Consider the following 21576-nt stretch of genomic DNA (forward strand, 5'->3'; position numbering starts at 1 on the left):
GCGGGTCAGCGCGTGCCGAAGCGCTCGGCCGGGACGCTGCGTTCCACCGGCTGCGGCGCGACGGAGGGCGGGAAGGCGCCAAGCGCCAGCAGGCCCAGGACCAGCACCGCCAGGATGACGCCGACCAGCAGAAGCAGGGGGTGACGGAACATCGGCTGGGCGGATCCTCGCGCGGGCCGGGCTGTGCTAGCCTTGGTCATCGTGTCACGCAACTCCGCCCTGCCGGCCTGGCCCACCCCGGACGCCGCCCCTGACCACCTCGCCCCACCGCGCCGCAGCGTGGTGCTGGTGGGCATGCCTGGCTGCGGCAAATCCTCCATCGGACGGCGGCTTGCCACGAAGCTGGGCCTGCCCTTCGTCGATGCGGATACCGAGATCGAGGCGGCGGCCGGGCTGCCGATCACGGAAATCTTCACACGATATGGCGAGCCGCATTTCCGAGATGGCGAAAGGCGCGTGATCGCGCGGCTGCTGGCCGGGCCGCCGCTGGTGCTGGCGACGGGCGGCGGCGCCTTCACCGATGCCCGGACACGGGCGGCGGTCGCAGGCTCCGGCGCCGTGGCGGTCTGGCTGCGGTGTTCGCTGCCGGTGCTGCTGCGCCGGGTGGCGGGGCGGGAACACCGGCCGTTGTTTCTCAACCGGGACCCGCGGGAGGTGCTGGAGCGCCTGATGACCGTGCGGCACCCCACCTTCGCGGAGGCGAGTGTCATCGTGGACTGCACCGACGAACCGCCGGAGACGACGACGCGGCGGGTGATGGAGGCGCTGGCCGGCTACCGCGCCCCCGCCCGCCTGCCGGTGCGGCTCGCCGAGCGTAGCTACGACATCCTGGTGGGGGAGGGCCTGCTGGCCCGCGCCGGGTCGCTGATGGCGCCGGTGCTGCCGGCCCGACGAGTGGTGGTGGTGACCGACCAGTCCGTGGCGCCGCTGCACCTGCCGGCGCTGCGGGCCGGGCTGGAGAGTGCGGGGGTGGAGGTGCTTGCGGTGGTCGAGGTTCCGCCGGGCGAGGCCAGCAAATCCTTCGCGCAGTTCGAGCGGGTGGTGGAGGCAGCGCTGGCGGCGGGGGCGGACCGGCGTACTGCGATCGTGGCGCTTGGCGGCGGCGTGGTGGGCGACTTGGCGGGTTTCGCCGCGGCCGCGGCGCTGCGCGGGTTGCCCTTCATCCAGGTGCCGACGACGCTGCTGGCGCAGGTGGACAGTTCGGTCGGCGGCAAGACCGGGATCAACCTGGCGCTCGGCAAGAACCTGGTCGGCGCCTTCCATCAGCCGCTGCTGGTGCTGGCCGATACCGGCGTGCTGGCGACGCTGCCGGCGCGGGAATTGCGCGCGGGCTATGCCGAGGTCGCCAAGCACGGGCTGTTGCAGGGCGCGTTGTGGGATTGGTGCGAGGCGGAGGGTGCGAGGGCGGTGGCCGGCGACCCCGTGGCGCTGGCCCATGCGGTGCTGGAATCCTGCCGGCTGAAGGCGGGCGTGGTGGCGGCGGATGAGCGCGAGGAGAGTGCGGAGGGCGGCCGCGCGCTGCTGAACCTCGGCCACACCTTCGGCCACGCGCTGGAAGCCGAGTGCGGCTATGGCGGCACGCTGCTGCATGGGGAGGCGGTGGCGGTGGGTCTTGGCCTGGCGGCGTCGCTGTCGGCGCGGCTCGGCCATTGCGCGCAGGAACTGCCGGGGCGGGTGATCGCGCACCTCCAGGAATGCGGCCTGCCGGCGCGGATCGGCGACCTGCCGCGGGCGTTCTCGGCGGCGGCGCTGATGGGGCGGATGCGGAAGGACAAGAAGGTGCGCGACGGCGCCATGCGCTTCGTGTTGCTGCGCGGGCCGGGTGATGCCTTCACCACGGCCGATGTGCCGCAACAGGCGGTGGAGTCGCTGCTGCGCGACGAAGGCTGCGAGGCGTAGCCCTGGCCGCGCCTGGTGCCGCGTGCGATACCGGGCGCTGCACCGCACCAATTGCCCGGGACCCTCGCCCGATGCCGCTCTCCAAGCCAGAAATCCTCCGCACGAAGTTGCACCGCCGGCAGATCACCATGGATGGCTGGCAGCGTGAGGACGGGCTGTTCGACATCGAGGCGCACCTCGTCGACACCAAATCCTACCCCTTCGAGAACATGGACCGCGGCACCATCGCCCCGGGCGAGCCGCTGCACGGTATGTGGGTGCGGCTGACGGTGGATGAGGCAATGGTGATCCGCGCCTGCGAGGCGGTATCCGACCACACACCCTACGACATATGCCCGCAGGCCGCGCCGAATTTCGGCGCGCTGGCCGGGGTGGTGATTGGGCCGGGGTTCAACCGGGCGGTGAAGGAGCGAGTCGGCGGCGTCATGGGCTGCACGCATCTGCGGGAGGTGCTGGCGCAGATGGCAACGGTCGCCCACCAGACCATCGCGCCGGTGCGCTGGCGCAGGGCGCGCCTGGCGCGGGAAGCGGCGATTGCGGCGGGAGAGCAGGTGGCACCGGCACCGCGCAGCTTGCCGCTCGGCACCTGCCTGGCCTATGCGCCGGACAGCCCCGTGGTGCGGCGGCACCTGGCGACCGGCAACGGCTAACTCAGCCGCGCGCGGCTTCCTCCGGCGTCAGCAGGCGCAGTGACAGGGCGTGCAGGCCGGTTTCGAGTTCCTCCGCCAGCGCCGCATGCACCGCCCGGTAGCGGGCGACGCGCGACTGGCCGGCGAAGGCCGGGGAGACGAGGCGCACGCTGTAATGAGTCTCCCCACCCGGCCGCGCGCCGGAATGGCCGGCATGCTGGGCGCTGTCGTCGGTGACGGAGACCTCGGCCGGCGCGAAGCGCTCGGTCAGGCGGGCGGTGATGCGGGTGGCGCGGTTCGGCATGGGGTCCCCCTGGATGTGGGGGTTGTTCCAGGCTTTGCGAGGCTCCGCCAGGGCATGGCGTGCCTGCCCCACTGCGCCTTGCGCGGCCCGGATGTGGCGACCATAACGACCGCATGGCGCGACGAGGCGACCGCATCGGATCGATGACCGCGGAGCCGGAGGCGCCGGTGCGGCCCTGCGAGCAGCCGGGATGTGCCGAACCCGGCGCCTTTCGCGCGCCGCGCGATCGCAAGACCCTCAATGAATATCGCTGGTTCTGCCTGGAGCATGTCCGCGCCTACAACCGCGCCTGGGACTACTACAAGGGCATGTCGCCGGGCGAGATCGAACGCCACCTGCGCGAGGATACCGGCTGGCAGCGGCCAACCTGGCCGCTCGGCCGGCTTGGCGGCGCCAATCCCTTCGATCCGGAAGTGTTGCGCGATCCGCTCGGCGTGCTGAGCGATACGCCGCTGCACCAGCAGCGCCGTGCGAAACAGTCGCGGGCGGATGAGCCGCCGGCCGAACTGCGGGCGGCGCTGGACGTTCTGGGGCTGGGCTGGCCGATCGACTCCCTCGCTTTGCGGTCGCGCTACAAAGAACTCGCCAAGCGCTTCCACCCCGATGCCAATGGCGGCGACCGCCAGGCGGAGGAACGGTTGAAGGACATCAACCGCGCCTACAGCCTGGTCCGCCGCAAACTGCCGGGCAAGGGATCGCCCGCAGTTGCACCTGCCGGGTAGCCCTGCCCGCCGCGCCGCCCTAGGATCACAACCGATGTCACAGCCGGATCGAGAGATGAACAAGGTGGCCAGCCTCGCCGAGATCAACCCAACTTCCGCGATCGACATGCCGGATACGCAGGTCGCCGTGCGCGATGCCTTCGGCTTCGAGTCCGACATGGTGGTGCCGGCCTTCAGCCGCCGCACCGAACATGTGCCGGAGGTGGACGACACCTACCGATTCGACCGCGACACCACGCTCGCCATCCTCGCCGGCTTCGCCTTCAACCGGCGCGTGATGGTGCAGGGCTACCACGGCACCGGCAAATCGACGCACATCGAGCAGGTGGCGGCGCGGCTGAACTGGCCCTGTATCCGGGTGAACCTGGACAGCCACATTTCCCGCATCGACCTGATCGGCAAGGATGCCATCGTCCTGAAGGACGGCAAGCAGATCACGGAATTCCGCGAGGGAATCCTGCCTTGGGCGCTGCAGCACCCCTGCGCGCTGGTGTTCGACGAATATGATGCCGGCCGGCCGGACGTGATGTTCGTGATCCAGCGGATCCTGGAGGTCGAGGGCAAGCTGACGCTGCTCGACCAGAACAAGGTGATCCGCCCGCACCCGATGTTCCGCCTGTTCGCAACGGCGAACACCGTGGGCCTCGGCGACACGACGGGCCTGTATCACGGCACGCAGCAGATCAACCAGGGCCAGATGGACCGCTGGAACATCGTGGCCACGCTGAACTACCTGCCGCATGCGCAGGAGACGTCGATCGTCATGGCCAAGCTCGGCTGGGACGAGAAGGACGCAAAGATGAAGCGGCAGACGGAGGCGATGGTGGCGCTGGCGGACCTGACCCGTGCCGGCTTCATCGCCGGCGACATCTCCACCGTGATGTCGCCGCGCACCGTCATCACCTGGGCCGAGAATGCGCGCATCTTCGGCGACATCGGCTTCGCCTTCCGCATGACCTTCCTGAATAAGTGCGACGAGGCGGAGCGTGGTACGGTGGCGGAATACTATCAGCGCTGCTTCAACGAGGAGCTGTCCACGGGCAGCCTGCTGCGCAAGGCGGGGTAGAGGCGCGTGTCGAACCCGAAGGACCAGACGCGGCAAGAGGAGTTCAAGCGCGCGACGGCGGGCGCGGTGCGCGCCATCGCGCGCCAGCCGGAAGTGCAGGTGGCCTACCAGCCCGGTCCCTCGGGTCTGGCCGGGAAGCGCGCCCGCCTGCCGCTGCCAACCCGCGCGCTGCCGCCCTCCGAGATGGCGAAGCTGCGCGGCGCCGCGGATGCCATCGCGCTGAAGCTGCGCCACCACGACGAAGGCGTGCACGCCAACCGCATTCCCGCCCGGCGTGAGGCGCGGGAGGTGTTCGACGCGCTGGAGGATGTGCGGGTCGAGGTGGTGGGCAGCCAGCATATGTCCGGAGTCGCGGCCAACCTGCGTGCCCGCCTGTCCGACCAATGCGAGTCCGAGGGCTACGACCGGATGACGCGGAAGGACCAGCTTCCGCTGGCCGCCGCACTCGGCCTGCTGGCGCGCGAAAGACTGTCCGGTGAACCGGCACCGGCGGCGGCGCAGCGCATCCTGGAGATGTGGCGCGACACGATCGGCGAATCGGCCGAGCAGGCGCTGGCCGAGATGGCGGACCGCAGCGCGGACCAGGACGCCTTTGGGCGCGCCGCCCGCAAGCTGCTGGCGGCGCTGGACCTGGCCGAGGCGGAAGTCGAGACCGAAGCCGAGCAGGATGAGGAAGAAGGCGAGGGTGGCGAGACCTCCTCGCAGCAGGACCAGTCCGGTGAGGGCGAATCGCAGGCCCAGGACACCGAAAGCATGCTCGGCGCACAGCCCGAGACCATGCAGGGCGACGCGGCCGAGGACGAGACGCAGGAAGGCGAGGAGGACGGCACTGCGGCCGAGGGCGATGACCGCCCCGGCGGGCCGCAGCAGCGCAAGGAGGTGGCGCCGACCGACGACGCCTCCGTCTACCGCGCCTTCAACCGCAGCTTCGACGAGGTGGTGGAGGCCGACGACCTCTGCGATGCCGATGAGCTGGCGCGATTGCGGCAACAACTGGACCAGCAGCTTTCGCATCTGCAGGGGGTCGTCTCCAAGCTGGCGAATCGCCTGCAGCGGCGCCTGATGGCGCAGCAGCAGCGCGCCTGGGAGTTCGACCTGGAGGAAGGTCTGCTCGACGTGGCGCGGCTGGCGCGCGTGGTGGTCAACCCGATGCAGTCGCTGTCCTACAAGCGGGAGCGCGAGGCGGATTTCCGCGACACCGTGGTGACGTTGCTGATCGACAATTCAGGCTCGATGCGCGGCCGGCCGATCACGGTCGCCGCCATGTGCTGCGACATCCTGGCGCGCACGCTGGAACGCTGCGCGGTGAAGACCGAGATCCTGGGCTTTACCACGCGCGCCTGGAAAGGCGGGCAATCCCGCGAGCGCTGGGTGCAGGAAGGCAAGCCGCGCAATCCGGGGCGGCTGAACGACCTGCGGCATGTCATCTACAAATCAGCCGACGCGCCCTGGCGCCGCGCGCGGAAGAACCTCGGGTTGATGCTGCGCGAGGGGCTGCTGAAGGAGAACATCGACGGCGAGGCGCTGGAGTGGGCGTATAAACGCCTGCTGACGCGGACCGAGCGCCGGCGCATCCTGATGGTGATCTCGGATGGCGCGCCGGTCGATGACAGCACGCTGAGCGTGAACCCCGGCAACTACCTGGAACGCCACCTGCGCAAGGTGATCGGCGAGATCGAGGGGCGCGAGGCGGTGGAGCTTATCGCCATCGGCATCGGCCATGACGTCACCCGCTACTACCGCCGTGCCGTGACCATCGTGGATGCCGAAGAGCTGGGCGGCACCATGATGAAGAAGCTCGCTGAGCTGTTCGACGAGGATGCGGCGATGGCCTGGCAGCGGGCGGCCTCCGAGCGCGCACCGCTGGTCGCCTGATTCACCGCCGTTCGCTGCTGGGTGCGGCGCTCGCCGCACTGCCGGCCTGCGTCGCGGCGGAGTCTCCTGGTCTGGCGCGGGCCCTGGACCTGTCCGCCTTTCCGGCGAACGGGCGGATGCACGCGCTGGGTGGGTTCGTGCTGAACACCGGCGTCCTTGGCTTTGGCGGGTTGTCGGGGCTTCATCTGGCGTCGGACCTGACGCTGACCGCCATCAGCGACCGCACCCGCTTCGCGCAGATGCGCCTGGACTTGGGCGAAAACCTGCGGCCACTGGGGCTTTCGCTGCTGCGCACCGGCTGGCTGGGCGATGGCACGGGCCGGCCGTTGCGGCCTGGATACACTGGGGATGCTGAGGCGCTGGCGAGGCTGCCGGATGGCACCTGGCTGGTGGGGTTCGAGCGGTGGCATCGGATCAGGGCCTATGCCGAACTGGGCGGACCGGGCCGGCATGTGCCGGCGCCACCTGGCATCGACGGATCACCGGCCAACGCGTCCCTGGAATCCCTTGCGGTCCTGGCAGATGGCCGCTGGCTCGTGCTGTCGGAGGGTTTGGCCTATCGCGACGGGCGTGCCGGGTGGATCGGGGGGCCGGAGGGTTGGCTGGATCTGGGCTACCAGCCGGCCCTGGGACATGTGCCGGTGGACGCGGCTGGCCTGCCCGATGGCGGGGCCCTGGTCCTCGAACGGGGCTTCAGCGTCTTTGGCGGATTTGCCTCCCGCGTCGTGCTGCTTTCGGCGGCGGATCTGGCGGAGCCCGCCGCAGGCCAGGTCCTGCAGGGTGAGGAGCTTCTGAGGCTGACTGTACCGCTGCCTGTCGACAACTTCGAGGGCGTTGCCGTGCTTCGCCATGCGGGGCGGCTGCTGGTCGCGCTGGTTTCGGATGACAACGAAAGCCTGTGGCAATCGACCATCCTGCTGCTGTTCGAGCTGCGGACCTGATCAATCCGGTTGCAGCATCCGTGCTCGCGGCAGGGTAAGCCAGGCGCGCGCGCCGATGCCCGGTGCGCTTTCGATGCGGATGTCCCCGCCATGCGCAACGGCCAGGGAGCGCGCCAGTGTCAGGCCTACATCAAGACCGCGGGTGCCATTGGCGGTGCCGATGGGGCGGTCCTCGGCCGGGCTGGCGGCAGCGGTGACGAAATCCTGCGCCGGCAACCCGTCCCCTTCATCCTCCACCACGATGGCCACATTCTCGAGCCCCAGTTCGAGGCGGACCGCAACCACATCGCCGTCCAGGCTGTGCTGCGCGGCGCGCCGCAACAGGGCGGCCAGGGCCCCCTCCAGCGCGCGACTATCGGCGCGGACCCGCATGGGGCGAATGTCGGGGTCGATCTTCCAGTGGCGCAGGCTAGGTCGAAGCTGCACCGCGACCAGGGTCACCGCCGCATCGATCACGGGCCCGAGCAGCATCGGCGCCTCATGCAGGGTCCGCCGGGACGGTTCGCTGGCGAGGTGGGCCATGTCGTCGGAGAGGCGGAGAAGATGCAGCGCCATCTGGCCGAGGGCGTTTTCGCCGGGCCGGTCCGCAGCTGCCGATGCCTGTGCCATCAGCACCAGGGAAGGGCCGCGAAGTTCCTGCGACGCCAGGGAAAGGCTGCGCGCGCGGCTTGCGGCAACCTGCTGGGTGGTCGCCAGAAGGCGACGACACCGGCGAAGTTCGCCACCCGCCCAGGCGGCAACGACCGTGGGCGCGGCGACGATAACGGCGAGGGCGCCAAGGCTGGCTTCGGTCCACATGGGCGCACTGTGACATACCGCCCGTTGCAGGCCGGTTAACGCGGCCCAGGAGGGCCGTGTCGCAGGGTCAGGCCGCGGCCTTCTTGTCCCGCGCGCGCATCAGGCGGCGCTTCAGGACCATCGCTTCCTGCGGCAGGCGCCGATCCGGCGTGCCGAGCAGGAAGGAGTCGAGCCCGCCATTATGCTCGACGGTGCGAATGCCGTTCACCGACAGGCGCATCCGGACCGGTGTGCCGAGGATGTCGGAAAAGAACGACGTCTCCTGCATGTTCGGCAGGAAGCGACGGCGGGTCTTGTTGTTGGCGTGGCTGACGTTGTTACCCGTCAGAACGCCCTTGCCGGTGATACCGCAGCGGCGGGCCATGACTCATCAATCCCGAAAAGCACACGCGCGGGTCCTGGGCCGAATGGTCCAGGCAGCCGCGCGCGGAGGTGGTCCGGAGCAGGCGCGTATCGCGGATCAGGCCGCGTGCGTCAAGCCCGCCTCAGGGGTTTGCGGATTGTTCATCGGCCGCGGCACGCCGCATCTCGTCCAGCTCGCCGGCTTCGACGGATGCCAACGCACTGCGGAGCACACCGGCCACGCCACGGTCGTCCATGCTGCGGGACAACATGCCCAGCGACCCGCCGAGCAGGGCGGAGGCGATGGAGATGGGCTGGATGCCTTGCTCGAGCATGTACTCAATGGCCTTGTCCACCACGGAACCTGCGTGGCTGAGATCTTCCGGGGCCTCGCCCTGGGGGTCGAACTGCATAGGCGGCCTCCTTAATGCTGCGGGAGATAGGCAGTCGGGGCGCCCATGGGAACCCCGTCGGGGGTGTCCGCCGCCAACTCGGCGGCCGCCTGGGCGGCGGCGGCGGCTTCCGCGGCGGCCACCGCCTCGGACTGCCGGCGCCACATGGCGGCGTAGAGGCCGTCCGCGGCGATCAGGCTGGCATGCGGCCCGCGTTCGGCGACATGGCCGTCCTGCAGCACCAGGATCTCGTCCGCATCCACCACGGTGGACAGGCGATGGGCGATGACCAGTGTGGTGCGGCCGCGCGCGGCGTCCCGCAGCGCCGCCTGGATGTCCTGTTCGGTGCGGGTGTCCAGCGCGCTGGTCGCTTCGTCCAGGATGACGATGCGTGGGTTCTTCAGCAGCGTGCGGGCGATGGCGACGCGCTGCTTTTCCCCGCCCGAGAGCTTCAGGCCGCGCTCGCCGACCTTGGTGTCGTAGCCATCCGGCAGGCGCAGGACGAAGTCGTGGACCTGCGCGGCACGGGCCGCGGCCTCCACTTCCTCCTGCGTCGCGCCGGGGCGGCCATAGGCGATGTTGTAGCGGATGGTGTCGTTGAACAGCACGGTGTCCTGCGGCACCACGCCAATGGCGGCGCGCACGCTGTCCTGCTGCACCGCGCGGATGTCCTGGCCGTCGATCATCACGCGGCCGCCGGTCGCGTCGTAGAAGCGGAAAAGCAGGCGGCTGATGGTGGATTTGCCGGCACCGGTCGGGCCGACGATCGCCAATGTACGGCCCGGCGGCACGGTGAAGCTGACACCCTTGAGGATCTCGCGGTCCTGGCGATAGCCGAAGCGGACATCCTCGAAGCGGATCTCGCCCTGGGTCGCGGACAGCGGCTGCGCGCCAGGCTGGTCGGCAACCTCCCGGTCCTCCCGCATCAGGGTGAACATGGCCTCCATGTCCACCAGGCCCTGCTTGATCTCGCGATAGGCAAACCCAAGGAAATTCAGCGGCTGGAACAGCTGGATCATGTAGGTGTTGACCAGCACGAAGTCGCCGACCGTCATGCCGCCGGGCGTGCCGGCGCCCTGCGAGACGCGGCTCGCCGCCATCATCATCACCACCGTCAGGCCGATGGCAATGACGGTCTGCTGGCCGAAATTCAGGCCGTTGAGGCTGACCTCGGACCGGACATAGGCGCGCTCGTAGCGTTCAAGGCTGGCGTCGTAGCGGCGCGCCTCATGCGCCTCGTTGCCGAAATACTTCACGGTCTCGTAGTTCAGGATGCTGTCGACGGCGCGGGTATTGGCTTCCGTGTCGGTGTCGTTCATCGCGCGGCGGAAACGCAGGCGCCATTCCGTGAACATCAGGGTGAAGGCGATGTAGATGCCGACCGTCACCAGCACGACGAAGGTGAAGCTGAAGTCGAACATGCCCCACAGGATCAGCGAGACCAGCAGGATCTCAAAGATCGTCGGCACGATGTTGAACAGCAGGAAGTCCAGCACGAAGGTGATGCCGCGCGAGCCGCGTTCCAGGACCCGGGACAGGCCGCCGGTCTGCCGGTCCAGGTGGAAGCGCAGCGACAGCGCGTGCAGGTGGTTGAAGACCTGCAAGGCCACGCGCCGGGTGGCGCGGCCCTGCACCTTCACGAAGATGGCGTCCCGTGCCTCGTTGAAGGCGCTGCTGGTCAGGCGGAGCAGGCCATAGGCCAGCACCAGCGCGATCGGCACCGCGGCGATAGTGCCGGCCGGCCCGGCCTGCGGTGCCAGCGCATCGACGGCGCGGGCGAAGGCGATGGGCACCAGCACATTGGCCGCCTTGGCGAAGACCAGCAGGACCAAGCTGGCGACGACGCGGAAGCGCAGTCCCGGCTCGCCTTCCGGCCATAGATAGGGGGCGAGGGTCAGCAGCGTTCGCATGTGACTGCGCTCGCCTGGCATCTTGGTCTGCACGGGAAGCTCCGGGATCCTGTTGACGTGAAGGTGGGGCCTGCGGCGGCCGGCGCAAACAGGGGCAGGGCTTTCGTGCCATGCGCCCGGCGCGCTACAGGGCGGCATGAATGCGTTCGACCCCCAGGATCTGAGCCGCTTCGAGCGTCATGTAGCGGCCTGCAACAACATCTCCTCTCCCGGGCACCTGATCGGCTTTCGGATTGGGGAGGAGCAGGTCGGTTGGATCGGCCTGGAGCTGGCGCGGGCCCTGGCCTTCTACCCGCGGGATTTCCATTTCGATGCGCGGGGCGTGGCCATGGCCGGCCGGCTCCGCGCGCCGGGGTCGCGCAGCGAGGCGCTAGCCGTCGCCGTGAAGGGCTTGGCCGGACGGGGGCACCTGACGCTGCGGCAGGAGGCCTTCGATGTCCGTGCCACGCCGGATGGCCCGGTGCTGGCGCAACTGGACCGCGGCGCGATGCCGGCCTTTGGCATCATCTGCCAGGGCGTCCATGTGAACGGCATCGTCCGGCGTCCTGATGGCCTGCACCTGTGGGTGGGCTGGCGGTCGCCGCACAAGGCGGTGTCTCCAGGGCAGTTGGACAATCTGGTCGGCGGCGGCGTCCCGGCGGGCCTGTCGCCCGCCGAGACGCTGGTGAAGGAGGCGGCCGAGGAGGCGTCCATTCCGCCGGAGCTTTCAGGGCAGGCGCGCCCGGTCGGACGGGTGTCCTATGTGATGGCCTCGCCGGAGGGTCTGCGTCGAGATGTGCTGCACTGCTACGACCTGGATCTGCCACCGGATTTCGTGCCGCGCCCAAATGACGACGAGGTGGAACGCTTCGAATTGTGGCCGGCAGCGCGCCTAGTGGAGGAGGTGGCGCTGCGCGACCGGGTCAAGTTCAACGTGAACTTGGTGCTGGTCGACTTCTTCCTGCGGCACGGGCTGCTGGATGCGCGCGGTCCTGAGGTGGAGGCGCTTCGCGCCGGGCTTGATCAGGTGGCCTGAGCCTCGGCCGGCGTGGCCAGCTGTTCCCGCAGGCTGGCGAGCGTGACCTGCGCGAGGTCGGCCTCCATAGCCGCTTCGGCCGAATCAAAGGCCTGGCGCAGCAGGGCAGGGATGGGCCCGGCGGGGCCGGTCTCGTTGCGCGTGGTGCCGCGATGGACGGGCAGCAGCGGCAGGCCCTTGCGGCGCATCGCCTGCCAGATCTGGCCGAGGGTGATATCTTCCGGCGCCTTCGCCAGCTCCGCGCCGCCGGGACCGCGGCGGATGCGAATCAGGCCAGCGCGGGCTAATTGACCTGCGAGCCGGCGGATGACCACCGGGTTGGTGCCGACGCTCTCGGCGAGGCGTCCACTCGTCAATTGCCCACCTGGCGCGGTGGCCAGGAGAAGCAGGATATGCACGGCAACGGCGAAGCGCGTGGCGACCATAAATGCCTACACGCATGGCAACGGCTTTGGTTCCGTGGATAGCAAAGCTGCTTGACCAAGAAGTGAACGCATGGTGAACATGGGGCGTGACCGTACCTGCGCTTCCCTCCGCCGCCGAACGCACCCTCTCTGTCTGCCGCGCCGCGGCGCGGTTCTGCGCGCAGCGCGGCTGGGCGCCGGTGCGGGAGATGCCGCTGCCGAACGGGCGGCGGGCCGATATCCTGGCGCTGCAGCCCGATGGGGCTTTTGCGGTGGTCGAGGTGAAGTCCTGCGCGCGGGACTTTCTCAGCGACGGCAAGTGGCCGGAGTACCGGGACTTCTGCGACCGGCTCTATTTTGCGGTGGACCTGGATTTCCCGGTGGCGCTGCTGCCGGATGAGGTGGGCCTGCTGGTGACGGAGGGGCCGGATGCCAGCCTGGTGCGCGACGCCCCGCCGCACCCGCTCGCCCCGGCCCGTCGGCGTGCCCTCCTGCAACGCTACGCGGTGGTGGCGGCCGGGCGGTTGGCGGCGTTGCAGGACCCGGCGGGCCAGGCGGAGATACGCGCCGCGCTGAGGGTCGAGTGAGTTGGGGTGGTTTCACCTGTGCCATGCACAGGTGAAACGGCTTCAGTTGTTGATTTGGTGCATTTTCCGAGTCGTCAGGCGAATCCGCCTGACTTGAAAATGCCCTAGCTGCGGATGCGCGCGACGGTGGCCGTGGTGCTTTGCCCAGGCAGCAGCGCCGCGAGGCGGACCTGGCCGTTCCATTCGGTGACGAGATCGGCACCAACGACCTTGTCCACCGTGTAGTCTGCGCCCTTCACCAGCACTTCCGGGCGCAGGACACGCAAGAGTTCGAGAGGCGTATCTTCCTCGAACACCGTCACCAGGTCGACGGAGGCGAGCGAGGCGAGCACCGCGGCGCGGGCGGCGTCACCCTGGATCGGCCGCGCCTCGCCCTTCAGGCGCTTGACGCTGGAATCGGCGTTGAGGCCGACCACCAGGCGATCGCACCAGGACCGCGCCTGTTCCAGCAGGTGGACATGGCCCGGATGCAGCAGGTCGAAGCAGCCATTGGTGAAGCCGACCCGCCAGCCACGGCGGCGCCAGCGTTCCACCTGTTCGATCGCCTGGGCGCGCGAGACCACCTTGCGCAGGGCGCCACGCTCCGGGGTCAGGGCCTCGAGCATATCGCTCTCGCGCGCCACGGCGGTGCCGATCTTGCCGACGACGATGCCGGCCGCGATGTTGGACAGGCGCGCGGCAACCGGCGTGGCGAGGCCCGCGGCGATGCCGGCGGCGACCACCGCAACCACCGTATCCCCCGCGCCGGACACATCGTGCACTTCGGGTGCTTCCGCCGGGAAATGCCGGACCTGGTCGGCGTCGACCAAGGTCATCCCGTCCTCGCTGCGGGTCACCAGCACCGCGCCGAAATTGTGGTCGGCCCGCAGGCGCTGCGCAGCGGCGACCAGCGCTGCCTCCGTATCCACCGGCATTCCCGTGGCCAGCTTCAGTTCGGCACGGTTGGGGGTGATGAGATCCGCGCCGGCGTAGCGGGCGTAGTCGAGGCCTTTGGGGTCGACGATCACGCGGCGGCCGGCATTGCGGGCGGAGGTGATCAGGCGTTGCGCAGTATCACCGGAGAGCACGCCCTTGTTGTAGTCGGACAGCACCATCACGGTGGTGGCGGCGACCGCATCGGCGGCAATGCGGACCAGGCGCTCGGCCAGGCGAGGGTGGATAGGTCCGGCCATCTCATGGTCGGCGCGCATCAGCTGCTGCCCGGCGGCGATGAACCTGGTCTTCGTGGTGGTGGCGCGCCCGCCCTGGACCAGAAGCCAGGGTTCGACATTCGGCTGGCCACCGATCAGGCCGGTCAGGTCGCTGCCCGCCTGGTCGTCACCGACGACGGAGACGAAGGCCACCGCAGCGCCCAGCGCGGTCAGGTTGCGCACCACGTTGCCGGCACCGCCTGGCATGGCAACCTCGCGCTCGACGGCGAGGACGGCGACTGGCGCTTCCGGGCTGACACGCTCAACCTGCCCATAGACATAGCGGTCCAGCATCGCGTCACCAACGACGAGGATGCTGGCGCGCTTCAGCAGGCGCACGGCCTCGGTCAGTTCGCCGACCGGGATCTCTGGCGTGGGCAGATCGGCGGGCGCTGGGCCTTGCATCGCCATGGCGTAGCGCAACAGCGGGATCAGGCGCAAGGCACGGGCATGACCGGATGTATCGCGCGGGCAATCACGTGTACGAATTGGCTGGGGTCACCCGAACAGAAATCGAATGCTGGCCTCCTCCAGCACACCGCAGGTCAGCCTTCCGCCGTACACGGCGCCGGTGTCGAGGCCGATGCGATGCCGCAGCACCTCGGGTGCCTCGGCGGGTGTGTGGCCATGCACGACCACGGCTGGAAGCGGCCGCGGCCAGGACAGGAACGGCTCGCGGATCCAGAGCAGGTCCGCCTCCACCTGGTCGGCCAGGGGTCGCCCGGGCCGGATGCCGGCATGGGCGAACAGGTAGCCGCCCGCGAGGAAGCTGGTGCGGCAGTCGCGGAGCCAAGCAAGGTGGGACGAGGAAACCTTCTGCCAGCTGTCCCGGTCGTTCGCGGATGCGCCGTAGCTGTGAAGCGTGTTCGATCCGCCATTGGCAAGCCACAGCGCCACGGCGTCGGCCGGTGCCCCAGGCGCCAGCGCGTCCAGCATCATGCGGTCGTGGTTGCCCATCAGGTTGATGACGGGCAGGCCTTGCAATGGCTGTCGCAGCATGTCGAGCACCGCCGCGCTGTCGGGACCACGGTCGACGTGGTCGCCAAGATGCAGGACCAGGGGCGCGGCAACGGGGTGGGCAGCGAGGTCCTCCAGGATCTGCTCGTGCAGGGCCGCCAGGCGACCGGCGCAGCCATGCGTATCGCCAATCGCATAGATGCGCTGCCCCGGCGGCAGGGAGGCCGGCGCCGTAGCGGGAGCTTGGCTCCTTAACGGTCTGGAAGGCATCACGGGCGGACCTTGGGGAAATGGGTGGCGCCGACGCCATGCCATGTTGATGGTCCCACAGGATGGTTGAAGCCCCTATCGCCCGGCAACCGGCCGACGCGCCGCCTTCGCTGCTATTGATCATGCGGAGCGCGCTTCGCCAGCCGGCGGGACGCGTGGTCCTGCGGGTGCCGGTGACGGCGCCGTACCGCCGGCGCGTTGTCCGCGCTCTTCTGCAGGAGGGGGCGCTGGCGGCCGGTGGCGTGGTGTCGGAGGGGCCGGACGGGGATCTGCTGCTGATCGGTGCGGAGGCGGCGCGGGCGGAGCGGATGCGCGGCCTGCTCGACCGGATGCTTGGAACCGCCACCACCCTGGTGCTGTCACTGGAACGGGATGCGGACGCCCTGCTGGCCTATGCGGGGTTGGCGCCCCGGCTGTTCCAGACCCACGGTGCGGGTTCCGTGCCCGCATTGGCGGGGCTGGATGCGTGGCTGCGGGCGCTGCCCCTGGCCAGCGTCCTACGCAGGCAGATCGGCATGGGCTTCACCCCGGCCGACCGCAGGGCGCGGCCGGCCTTCCTGCGCCTGGTGGTGGATCGCGGCGCGCTGAGCGGCAGGTTGGGCCCGCTTGGGACGGATGCGGATGTACTGGAGCATGGTCGCCGTATCCTCGCGGGGCGCCTGTTGCAGGCGATCGGCGATCCGGCGCAGGGGCGGGCGCTGATCGGACCGAACCTGCCGGGTCCGTTGCATCTTGCGGTGCCGCCGGCGCCCTCGGTCGGACGTGGCGCCTCAGGACCGGGCGGCGGCGGGATGCTGGTGGCGACCCTGGGGCTTGAAGAGGCGGCCCATCCCGAACGGCTGCTGGCGCTGCGGGTAGGCCTGGCCGCACAGGGCTGGTCGCTCGAGATCGAAGGAATCAGCGCCGCGGCGCTACGACTTCTGAAACCGGAATCGCTGCCGGCTGACTGGCTCCGTCTGATGTGGTCTCCTGCCTTGGCGACGCCCTGGGCTATGGACGCCCTGGCGCGGGTCGACCCGGCCCGGCTGATCCTGTCCGGTGTCGAGGACGAGGCGGCCCTGGCCTGGGGCCTTCGCATCGGGTTGCGACTGATGGAGGGTCGCGCGGCCGAGGCGGCTTCGGTACCGCTTCGACCCCCGGCGCCAACGGGACGGGCCGGGGCGGTCGCCCGGCCCGATCCAGCACTGCAGCCGCGGCCGGCCGCGTGAGCCGGGCCGAGGGCGAGCAGGACCGGCGTCACGGCGGCATCCGCGCGGCCGCCGAATTGGCCGGGCTGGTGCGGGAGTGCGTCGCGGCCAATGCGGTGCGGGAGGTTCTGCACCTCCGCCTCTCGAAACTTGGTCCGGACCTTCGGCGACCACACCACCAGAGGCTGCTGCGGGATGCGCTGGATCCGGTGCTGGCGGCAGCCCGGACGCGGGTATTCGACCTGCCGAACGGCGATGTTGTCGCCGTCTCCGCACCCCCCGGCCTGGCCCTTGAGACAGCGCGCCTAGCGCTTCTGCAGACCCTCGACAGCGCCACCGCGGAACTGGTGCAGGCCTTGCGGCTTCCCACCGGCGCGGCGCTGCTGCTGGCGGTGACAGCGGAGAGCCTGGGCATGAGCCCGGCCGACGAACCAGCGCATGAGGCCGCCTGCCACGCGCCACTCGGCAGCTTCGACCTGGACACTGCGGAGCGGGCCTTGGCCCAGGCGGATCTGGAGGCGATGACGCTGGCTCAGGGCGTCTGCCGCTTGGATCCGGCCGGTGAACTCGTGGAGCCGTTGTGGGAGGATCGGCGCATCGTCTGGCCAATGCTGGCGCAGGCGATTCTGCCGGGCACCGACCTGGAGGATGCCGCACCGCTTCAGCGCCGCCTGGCGCGCCTGGTGGAGTTGCGGATGCTGGCAGAGATCGCCAGGCCGGCCGCCGCACTTGGGTGGCGGCCCGTCGGGCTTCCGGTGGTACCGGCCACCCTGGCGAGCCCGGGCTTCCTGCGCTTTGACGAGGCGCTGCCGGCCGGCCGACGCCGCGACATCGTCCTCGCCTTCCGCCCCGCCGATATCCTGGCCGACCCGGCGGGCTTCGGGGAGGCGCGCGATAAGGCGCGGCGGCGCGGCTACCGGCTGGCTCTGGACGATTCGCCGGTGGAGGTTCTGTCGATTCTGCCGGTGGGTCGACTGGAACTGGATTTCGTCAGGCTGCGCTGGGTGGCGGCTTTGGCCGCGGGCGATGCGGAAGGGCTGGCCGAACTGCTCTCTCGGCCGGATCAGGTTATTCTGACAGCTGTCGATCGTCCGGCGGCAATCGCATGGGGGTGGGAGGCGGGAATCCGCTGCTTCCAGGGACCGCTGGTCGAACGTCGGCACCGGATCGGCTGAGGCCCGCGTAACCGGATCGCACCTGCCGCGTTGCCGTCCCATGAACACGGCTCCTGCCTTCCTATTCGCCACGGGGATCGAGAACAGCATCCCACGCATCAAGGGCGGCCGTGTCCGCGTGGATGAAATGGCCCGGTGCGGTCATTACGAACGGTGGCAGGAGGATTTCGGCCTGGTGCAGGAGCTGGGCCTGTCCTTTCTCCGCTACGGCCCCCCGCTGCACACCACGCTGGTCGGTGCCGGACGCCACGACTGGGACTTCGCCGATGCAACATTCGGGGACCTGTACAGGCGCGACATCGTGCCGATCGTCGACCTGTGCCATTTTGGTGTGCCGGACTGGGTCGGCGACTTCCAGAACCCGGATTTCCCGAAGCTGTTCGGTGCCTATGCCGGCGCCTTCGCGCGACGCTACCCGTGGGTGCAGCTCTATACGCCGGTCAACGAGATGTACATCTGCGCCCTGTTCTCGGCGCGCTACGGCTGGTGGAACGAGGAACTGCGGACCGACCAGGGCTTTGTCACGGCGCTCAAGCACATCGTCGCGGCCAATGTCCTGGCGATGCGCGAAATCCTGGCCGTGCGTAGGGATGCGATCTTCATCCAGAGCGAAAGTACTGAATATTTCCACGCCGAGACGCCTGCCGCGATCGGTCCGGCCGAACTGCGCAACCAGGAGCGCTTCCTGTCCCTCGACCTGAACTATGGGCGGCGGGTGGATAGCGGCATGTACGAGTACCTGATGGACAACGGGATGACGCGGCAGGAATACCATTTCTTCCTGTCGCACAGTCCGCTGAAGCGTCACTGCATCATGGGCAACGACTACTACTGGACGAATGAACACCTGGTGCACGCGGATGGCACGACCAGGGCCTCCGGCGAGGTCTTCGGCTATGCGGTCCTGACCCATCAATACCACCAGCGCTATGCCCTGCCGGTGATGCACACCGAGACCAACATCCGCGACGATGGCGACGGTGCGGCGGAACGCTGGCTGTGGAAGCAATGGGCAAATGTGCTGCGGGTCCGCAACGACGGCGTCCCAGTGGTGGGGTTCACCTGGTACTCTCTGACCGACCAAGTCGATTGGGACACCGCGTTGCGCGAGGAGAACGGCCGGGTGGACGCCGTCGGGCTCTATGACCTGGACCGGCGGATCCGCCCGGTCGGGCGTGCCTTCAAGCGGTTGGTCGAGCAGTGGCGGGACGTGTTGCCGGCACAGTCCCTGTGCCTCCAGGTGCCGGTGGTCATGCCGAGCGCCCACAACATCGACGGATTGCCGGAGGCGTATTGGGCGCATCAGGCTGCGCGGCGCCCGCAAGAACACGGCGGCACCCTTCCGGAGACCGGTCGATCCAGCTAGACCGAGCACGTGCAGATCACCCGTTTTTTCCTCGTCCGCCACGCACTGGTCGAGCCTTCGGCCCGAGCCGTCGTCTATGGCAGCATGGATGTCGCGCTATGCGATCTCGCGCTCCGACAGGAGGCGGCCAGCTACCGCTGGCTTGCGGCGCGGCTGCCCGAAGGCGCCCGATGGGTGGTGACCCCCCTTTCGCGGACCCGGGCGACGGCCGCGGCCATCTTCGCCGCGGGCCATGCGGAGGCGCCGCTGGAGGTCGAGGCGGACTTGGCGGAACAGCATCTCGGGGAATGGCAGGGCCTCTCGCATGAGCGCTTCGCCACCATGCTCCGCCATCCTCCGCACCCGTTCTGGCCTCATGCGGCGGAGGAGAAGCCGCCAGGTGGTGAAGCGTTCGCAGAAGTCGTTGCGCGCGTGACAGCTACGCTGGAGAGGCTGGTCGATGAAACACCGGGGCGCGACATCGTCATCGTGGCGCATGGCGGTTCGATCCGTGCCGCCATTGCGCAGGCCATGGACCTCACGCCGCACCAGGCGTTGATCTTCTCGATCAGGAACCTCTCCCTGACCCGCATCGAGCGCCATGGTTCGGATTGGCGGGTGGCAGCCGTCAACGAGGAGCCATTCACCCTTCCGATCGCGGGCTGAGCGCACGTTACCGTAGCGATTGCAGCTTCCACTTGGACACCCGAGTCGCAGGCCTGTAGTGTGTGGCCTGTCATAGGGTTGTGGGGGCCTTTTCATGTTCCGTGCGATGATTCTCGCCGTCCTGCTGCCAGTGTTCGGCCTGCTCGGGGTGCCGGCGGCCCGGGCGCAGCAGGAAGAACAGGCGCTGGTGGACCGTGCGACGCTCGCGGTACAGGAACTGATGTCCACGGGAGAGCGCACCGAAGACGCACTTGGCTTCCTGCGGCGTGCTCGTGCCGTGATGGTCTGCCCGCGCGTTTTCCGGGCCGGCTTCATACTGGGCGGGGAGGGCGGCTCCTGCGTTCTTGTCGGGCGTGATGGGGCCGGGTCCTGGTCCTCACCGGCTTTCTACGGCCTGGGTTCAGGTAGCGTCGGCCTGCAGATCGGCGTGCAGGATGCGATGGTGGCCATGATGATCATGACCGACCGGGGCCTGCAGGCGGTGATGGACAGCCAGTTCAAGATCGGCGCCGACGCCTCCCTCGCGCTGGCGACCATCGGTGGCGGCATCCAGGGCAGCACCACGGCGGCGGCCGGGCCGGACATCGTGGCGATCGCCAAGTCGCGCGGCCTTTTTGCTGGAATTTCGCTCTCGGGTTCGGTGCTCAGCTACCGCCCCGAAGCCGCCGGCAGCTACTACGGCCGCCAGTATTCCGCGCGGCAGATCGTCGTGGCCATGGAGGCGCACAACCCCGGTTCCGATCCGCTGCGTGCGATGCTGCTGCGCTTCGGCGCCCGCTGATCCGGCAGGGGCTAAAGCGATGAGCCGGCGGACTCGCAGAATGCAACGCCTATTGCCGGTACGCGGCATGCAGGGGCAGTCAGCCCGGAATTGACCGGCATGCCCGTTGCAGATCGTGAGGCTATCCGTGTTCGCTCCGCCCCGGCTCAGTGTCGTGATCCCTGCCAGGAATGCCCTGCGGTGGCTGCCGGGCGCCCTTGCCTCCCTCGGGGCGTCGCAGCGCCTCGAGATCCTGGTGATCGATGATGGGTCTGAAGACGGCACGGCGAGCTACCTGCGGGCGATCTCGGCGACCGATGCGCGGGTCCGCCCGCTATCGACGTCGGGTACCGGCCCGGCCGCGGCGCGAAATGCCGGCCTGGCAGCGGCGCAGGCACCCCTGATTGCTTTCCTGGACGCGGATGATCGCTGGCGGCAGGGAAAGGCGGCAGCGCAGATGGAACTTCATCGGCTCCATCCCGAGCTCGGCTTCTCCTTTACTGATTACCGTCGCTTCGCTGAAGACGGAACGGAATTGGCGTCCGGCTTTGGCCGCACGAGCCAGTTCGCCGCCTGGCAGGCGATCCGTCGGGAGGCCTTCGTGATGTATGGTGACGCGCAGGCGGCGATCTATGCCGAGCCGGTGGTAGCGACTTCCACCGTCATGGCCCGCACCGCTTTGCTACGTGCCGTGGGCGGCTTCAACCAGCAACTGCATCGCGCCGAGGACTGGGATCTGTGGCTGCACCTGGCGGCCTGCGCACCAGTGGGCTGTCTTCCCAAGGCGCTGACGGACCGGCTGGTGCGCGCACTGAGCCCGGAGGGGCCGGAGGCCCTGGCGCGCCGGGTCGCGCGGCGGCGGGTGGCGGAGGCCTATGCGCCATCGGTGGCCCGGGTGGACGAGGAAGCCCTGCTGGCCTGCCGGACCAGCCACCTGGCGCTGGAGGCGGACGCGGCCGCCCTGGCCGGCTGCCGGATGCAGGCGGCCTGGCTGCGGCTTTCCGCCTTCGCTCAGCAGCCGAGCCGGGACCTCGCCCGGTCCGCGGCCCAGGATCTGTTCGGGATGCGTGGGCCAACCCAGCGTGAGGGTTGAGGTGGAGTGATCGCATCGCTCAGGATGCCTCCGGCGTTGACCTGCGAGC

Annotated in this window: 23 protein-coding genes; 14 read left to right on the plus strand and 9 right to left on the minus strand. The window is 69.3% G+C overall.

Annotated elements, in window-relative coordinates; all coding sequences use genetic code 11:
• Positions 1–5: 5 nt before the first annotated feature.
• Complete coding sequence (locus ACLF3G_RS12100; RefSeq protein ID WP_430669621.1) at positions 6–152, minus strand: hypothetical protein; 147 nt, start codon at positions 150–152, stop codon at positions 6–8.
• A gap of 49 nt (positions 153–201) precedes the next feature.
• Here ACLF3G_RS12100 and aroB point away from each other — a divergent pair, with 49 nt between their 5' ends.
• Together aroB and ACLF3G_RS12110 are read left to right on the plus strand one after the other, a co-directional pair.
• Positions 202–1899 (plus strand): 3-dehydroquinate synthase, encoded by a 1698-nt coding sequence (aroB, locus tag ACLF3G_RS12105; protein WP_430669693.1) that lies wholly within the window; start codon positions 202–204, stop codon positions 1897–1899.
• A 71-nt stretch (positions 1900–1970) separates the two neighbouring features.
• Positions 1971–2549 carry a DUF2889 domain-containing protein gene (locus ACLF3G_RS12110; RefSeq protein ID WP_430669622.1) on the plus strand — a complete coding sequence of 193 codons (579 nt, stop codon included), beginning with the start codon at positions 1971–1973 and terminating at the stop codon, positions 2547–2549.
• A 1-nt stretch (position 2550) separates the two neighbouring features.
• On the opposite strand, the gene ACLF3G_RS12115 is transcribed toward ACLF3G_RS12110, so the two are convergent.
• A complete protein-coding gene (locus tag ACLF3G_RS12115) occupies positions 2551–2832 on the minus strand; it encodes a BolA family protein (RefSeq protein WP_430669623.1) in 282 nt (93 codons plus the stop codon).
• A gap of 143 nt (positions 2833–2975) precedes the next feature.
• Between ACLF3G_RS12115 and ACLF3G_RS12120 the strand changes: the two genes are divergently transcribed.
• The 4 genes from ACLF3G_RS12120 to ACLF3G_RS12135 all read left to right on the plus strand — a co-directional run bounded on the left by ACLF3G_RS12120 (position 2976) and on the right by ACLF3G_RS12135 (position 7436).
• Positions 2976–3554, plus strand: coding sequence for a J domain-containing protein (locus ACLF3G_RS12120; protein ID WP_430669624.1), 579 nt, complete (start codon positions 2976–2978; stop codon positions 3552–3554).
• Between the two features lie 55 nt (positions 3555–3609).
• Positions 3610–4620 carry a cobaltochelatase subunit CobS gene (gene cobS / locus ACLF3G_RS12125; RefSeq protein WP_430669694.1) on the plus strand — a complete coding sequence of 337 codons (1011 nt, stop codon included), beginning with the start codon at positions 3610–3612 and terminating at the stop codon, positions 4618–4620.
• Between the two features lie 6 nt (positions 4621–4626).
• A complete protein-coding gene (gene cobT / locus ACLF3G_RS12130) occupies positions 4627–6495 on the plus strand; it encodes a cobaltochelatase subunit CobT (protein ID WP_430669625.1) in 1869 nt (622 codons plus the stop codon).
• Positions 6496–6611: 116 nt separating this feature from the next.
• Positions 6612–7436: an esterase-like activity of phytase family protein gene (locus tag ACLF3G_RS12135; protein WP_430669626.1), complete on the plus strand. Its 825-nt coding sequence runs from the start codon at positions 6612–6614 to the stop codon at positions 7434–7436.
• Here the strand turns inward: ACLF3G_RS12135 and ACLF3G_RS12140 are convergent, their stop codons facing one another.
• From ACLF3G_RS12140 to ACLF3G_RS12155, 4 genes are all read right to left on the minus strand, one after another.
• The gene (locus ACLF3G_RS12140; protein WP_430669627.1) at positions 7437–8234 is read right to left on the minus strand and encodes a sensor histidine kinase; all 798 of its coding nucleotides are present in this window, start codon (positions 8232–8234) and stop codon (positions 7437–7439) included.
• A gap of 67 nt (positions 8235–8301) precedes the next feature.
• Positions 8302–8598, minus strand: a complete 297-nt coding sequence (rpmB, locus tag ACLF3G_RS12145; protein ID WP_430669628.1) for a 50S ribosomal protein L28 — start codon at positions 8596–8598, stop codon at positions 8302–8304.
• 121 nt (positions 8599–8719) lie between these two features.
• Positions 8720–8989 carry a hypothetical protein gene (locus ACLF3G_RS12150; RefSeq protein WP_430669629.1) on the minus strand — a complete coding sequence of 90 codons (270 nt, stop codon included), beginning with the start codon at positions 8987–8989 and terminating at the stop codon, positions 8720–8722.
• Positions 8990–9000: 11 nt separating this feature from the next.
• Positions 9001–10878: an ABCB family ABC transporter ATP-binding protein/permease gene (locus tag ACLF3G_RS12155; protein WP_430669630.1), complete on the minus strand. Its 1878-nt coding sequence runs from the start codon at positions 10876–10878 to the stop codon at positions 9001–9003.
• 136 nt (positions 10879–11014) lie between these two features.
• On the opposite strand from ACLF3G_RS12155, the gene ACLF3G_RS12160 reads away from it, so the two are divergent.
• Positions 11015–11893 carry a DUF4743 domain-containing protein gene (locus tag ACLF3G_RS12160; protein WP_430669631.1) on the plus strand — a complete coding sequence of 293 codons (879 nt, stop codon included), beginning with the start codon at positions 11015–11017 and terminating at the stop codon, positions 11891–11893.
• On the opposite strand, the gene ACLF3G_RS12165 is transcribed toward ACLF3G_RS12160, so the two are convergent.
• Complete coding sequence (locus ACLF3G_RS12165; protein WP_430669632.1) at positions 11881–12318, minus strand: Rrf2 family transcriptional regulator; 438 nt, start codon at positions 12316–12318, stop codon at positions 11881–11883. The two genes, ACLF3G_RS12160 and ACLF3G_RS12165, sit on opposite strands and share 13 nt — an antisense overlap.
• Before the next feature lie 86 nt (positions 12319–12404).
• Between ACLF3G_RS12165 and ACLF3G_RS12170 the strand changes: the two genes are divergently transcribed.
• Positions 12405–12884, plus strand: coding sequence for an MmcB family DNA repair protein (locus tag ACLF3G_RS12170; RefSeq protein ID WP_430669633.1), 480 nt, complete (start codon positions 12405–12407; stop codon positions 12882–12884).
• A 104-nt stretch (positions 12885–12988) separates the two neighbouring features.
• Here ACLF3G_RS12170 and rfaE1 read toward each other — a convergent pair whose 3' ends face one another.
• Together rfaE1 and ACLF3G_RS12180 are read right to left on the minus strand one after the other, a co-directional pair.
• The gene (rfaE1, locus tag ACLF3G_RS12175; protein ID WP_430669695.1) at positions 12989–14479 is read right to left on the minus strand and encodes a D-glycero-beta-D-manno-heptose-7-phosphate kinase; all 1491 of its coding nucleotides are present in this window, start codon (positions 14477–14479) and stop codon (positions 12989–12991) included.
• Between the two features lie 93 nt (positions 14480–14572).
• A complete protein-coding gene (locus ACLF3G_RS12180) occupies positions 14573–15301 on the minus strand; it encodes a metallophosphoesterase (RefSeq protein ID WP_430669634.1) in 729 nt (242 codons plus the stop codon).
• Positions 15302–15423: 122 nt separating this feature from the next.
• Between ACLF3G_RS12180 and ACLF3G_RS12185 the strand changes: the two genes are divergently transcribed.
• The 6 genes from ACLF3G_RS12185 (at position 15424) to ACLF3G_RS12210 (ending at position 21527) form a co-directional block, all read left to right on the plus strand.
• Positions 15424–16509: a hypothetical protein gene (locus ACLF3G_RS12185; RefSeq protein ID WP_430669635.1), complete on the plus strand. Its 1086-nt coding sequence runs from the start codon at positions 15424–15426 to the stop codon at positions 16507–16509.
• Complete coding sequence (locus tag ACLF3G_RS12190; protein WP_430669636.1) at positions 16506–17663, plus strand: hypothetical protein; 1158 nt, start codon at positions 16506–16508, stop codon at positions 17661–17663. Before ACLF3G_RS12185 ends, ACLF3G_RS12190 begins: the two co-directional genes overlap by 4 nt.
• A 40-nt stretch (positions 17664–17703) precedes the next feature.
• A complete protein-coding gene (locus ACLF3G_RS12195; protein WP_430669637.1) occupies positions 17704–19029 on the plus strand; it encodes a family 1 glycosylhydrolase in 1326 nt (441 codons plus the stop codon).
• A gap of 9 nt (positions 19030–19038) precedes the next feature.
• The gene (locus ACLF3G_RS12200; RefSeq protein ID WP_430669638.1) at positions 19039–19674 is read left to right on the plus strand and encodes a histidine phosphatase family protein; all 636 of its coding nucleotides are present in this window, start codon (positions 19039–19041) and stop codon (positions 19672–19674) included.
• Positions 19675–19780: 106 nt separating this feature from the next.
• Entirely contained in the window at positions 19781–20455 is a 675-nt protein-coding gene (locus ACLF3G_RS12205; protein ID WP_430669639.1) for a lipid-binding SYLF domain-containing protein, read from the plus strand.
• Positions 20456–20582: 127 nt separating this feature from the next.
• Positions 20583–21527: a glycosyltransferase family 2 protein gene (locus ACLF3G_RS12210; protein ID WP_430669640.1), complete on the plus strand. Its 945-nt coding sequence runs from the start codon at positions 20583–20585 to the stop codon at positions 21525–21527.
• Positions 21528–21576: the final 49 nt, after the last annotated feature.

It is taken from the genome of Falsiroseomonas sp. HC035 (genome assembly GCF_050563525.1).
Classification (GTDB): Bacteria; Pseudomonadota; Alphaproteobacteria; order Acetobacterales; family Acetobacteraceae; genus Falsiroseomonas.

What these genes read in the sequence shown, in the direction of transcription:
- ACLF3G_RS12100 (WP_430669621.1), bottom strand. Translation starts at nt 152, where the DNA reads ATGTTCCGTCACCCCCTGCTTCTGCTGGTCGGCGTCATCCTGGCGGTG.
- ACLF3G_RS12110 (WP_430669622.1), top strand. Translation starts at nt 1,971, where the DNA reads ATGCCGCTCTCCAAGCCAGAAATCCTCCGCACGAAGTTGCACCGCCGG.
- ACLF3G_RS12115 (WP_430669623.1), bottom strand. Translation starts at nt 2,832, where the DNA reads ATGCCGAACCGCGCCACCCGCATCACCGCCCGCCTGACCGAGCGCTTC.
- ACLF3G_RS12120 (WP_430669624.1), top strand. Translation starts at nt 2,976, where the DNA reads ATGACCGCGGAGCCGGAGGCGCCGGTGCGGCCCTGCGAGCAGCCGGGA.
- cobS (WP_430669694.1), top strand. Translation starts at nt 3,610, where the DNA reads ATGAACAAGGTGGCCAGCCTCGCCGAGATCAACCCAACTTCCGCGATC.
- ACLF3G_RS12135 (WP_430669626.1), top strand. Translation starts at nt 6,612, where the DNA reads ATGCACGCGCTGGGTGGGTTCGTGCTGAACACCGGCGTCCTTGGCTTT.
- ACLF3G_RS12140 (WP_430669627.1), bottom strand. Translation starts at nt 8,234, where the DNA reads ATGTGGACCGAAGCCAGCCTTGGCGCCCTCGCCGTTATCGTCGCCGCG.
- rpmB (WP_430669628.1), bottom strand. Translation starts at nt 8,598, where the DNA reads ATGGCCCGCCGCTGCGGTATCACCGGCAAGGGCGTTCTGACGGGTAAC.
- ACLF3G_RS12150 (WP_430669629.1), bottom strand. Translation starts at nt 8,989, where the DNA reads ATGCAGTTCGACCCCCAGGGCGAGGCCCCGGAAGATCTCAGCCACGCA.
- ACLF3G_RS12155 (WP_430669630.1), bottom strand. Translation starts at nt 10,878, where the DNA reads ATGCGAACGCTGCTGACCCTCGCCCCCTATCTATGGCCGGAAGGCGAG.
- ACLF3G_RS12160 (WP_430669631.1), top strand. Translation starts at nt 11,015, where the DNA reads ATGAATGCGTTCGACCCCCAGGATCTGAGCCGCTTCGAGCGTCATGTA.
- ACLF3G_RS12165 (WP_430669632.1), bottom strand. Translation starts at nt 12,318, where the DNA reads ATGGTCGCCACGCGCTTCGCCGTTGCCGTGCATATCCTGCTTCTCCTG.
- rfaE1 (WP_430669695.1), bottom strand. Translation starts at nt 14,479, where the DNA reads ATGCAAGGCCCAGCGCCCGCCGATCTGCCCACGCCAGAGATCCCGGTC.
- ACLF3G_RS12180 (WP_430669634.1), bottom strand. Translation starts at nt 15,301, where the DNA reads ATGCCTTCCAGACCGTTAAGGAGCCAAGCTCCCGCTACGGCGCCGGCC.
- ACLF3G_RS12185 (WP_430669635.1), top strand. Translation starts at nt 15,424, where the DNA reads ATGCGGAGCGCGCTTCGCCAGCCGGCGGGACGCGTGGTCCTGCGGGTG.
- ACLF3G_RS12195 (WP_430669637.1), top strand. Translation starts at nt 17,704, where the DNA reads ATGAACACGGCTCCTGCCTTCCTATTCGCCACGGGGATCGAGAACAGC.
- ACLF3G_RS12205 (WP_430669639.1), top strand. Translation starts at nt 19,781, where the DNA reads ATGATTCTCGCCGTCCTGCTGCCAGTGTTCGGCCTGCTCGGGGTGCCG.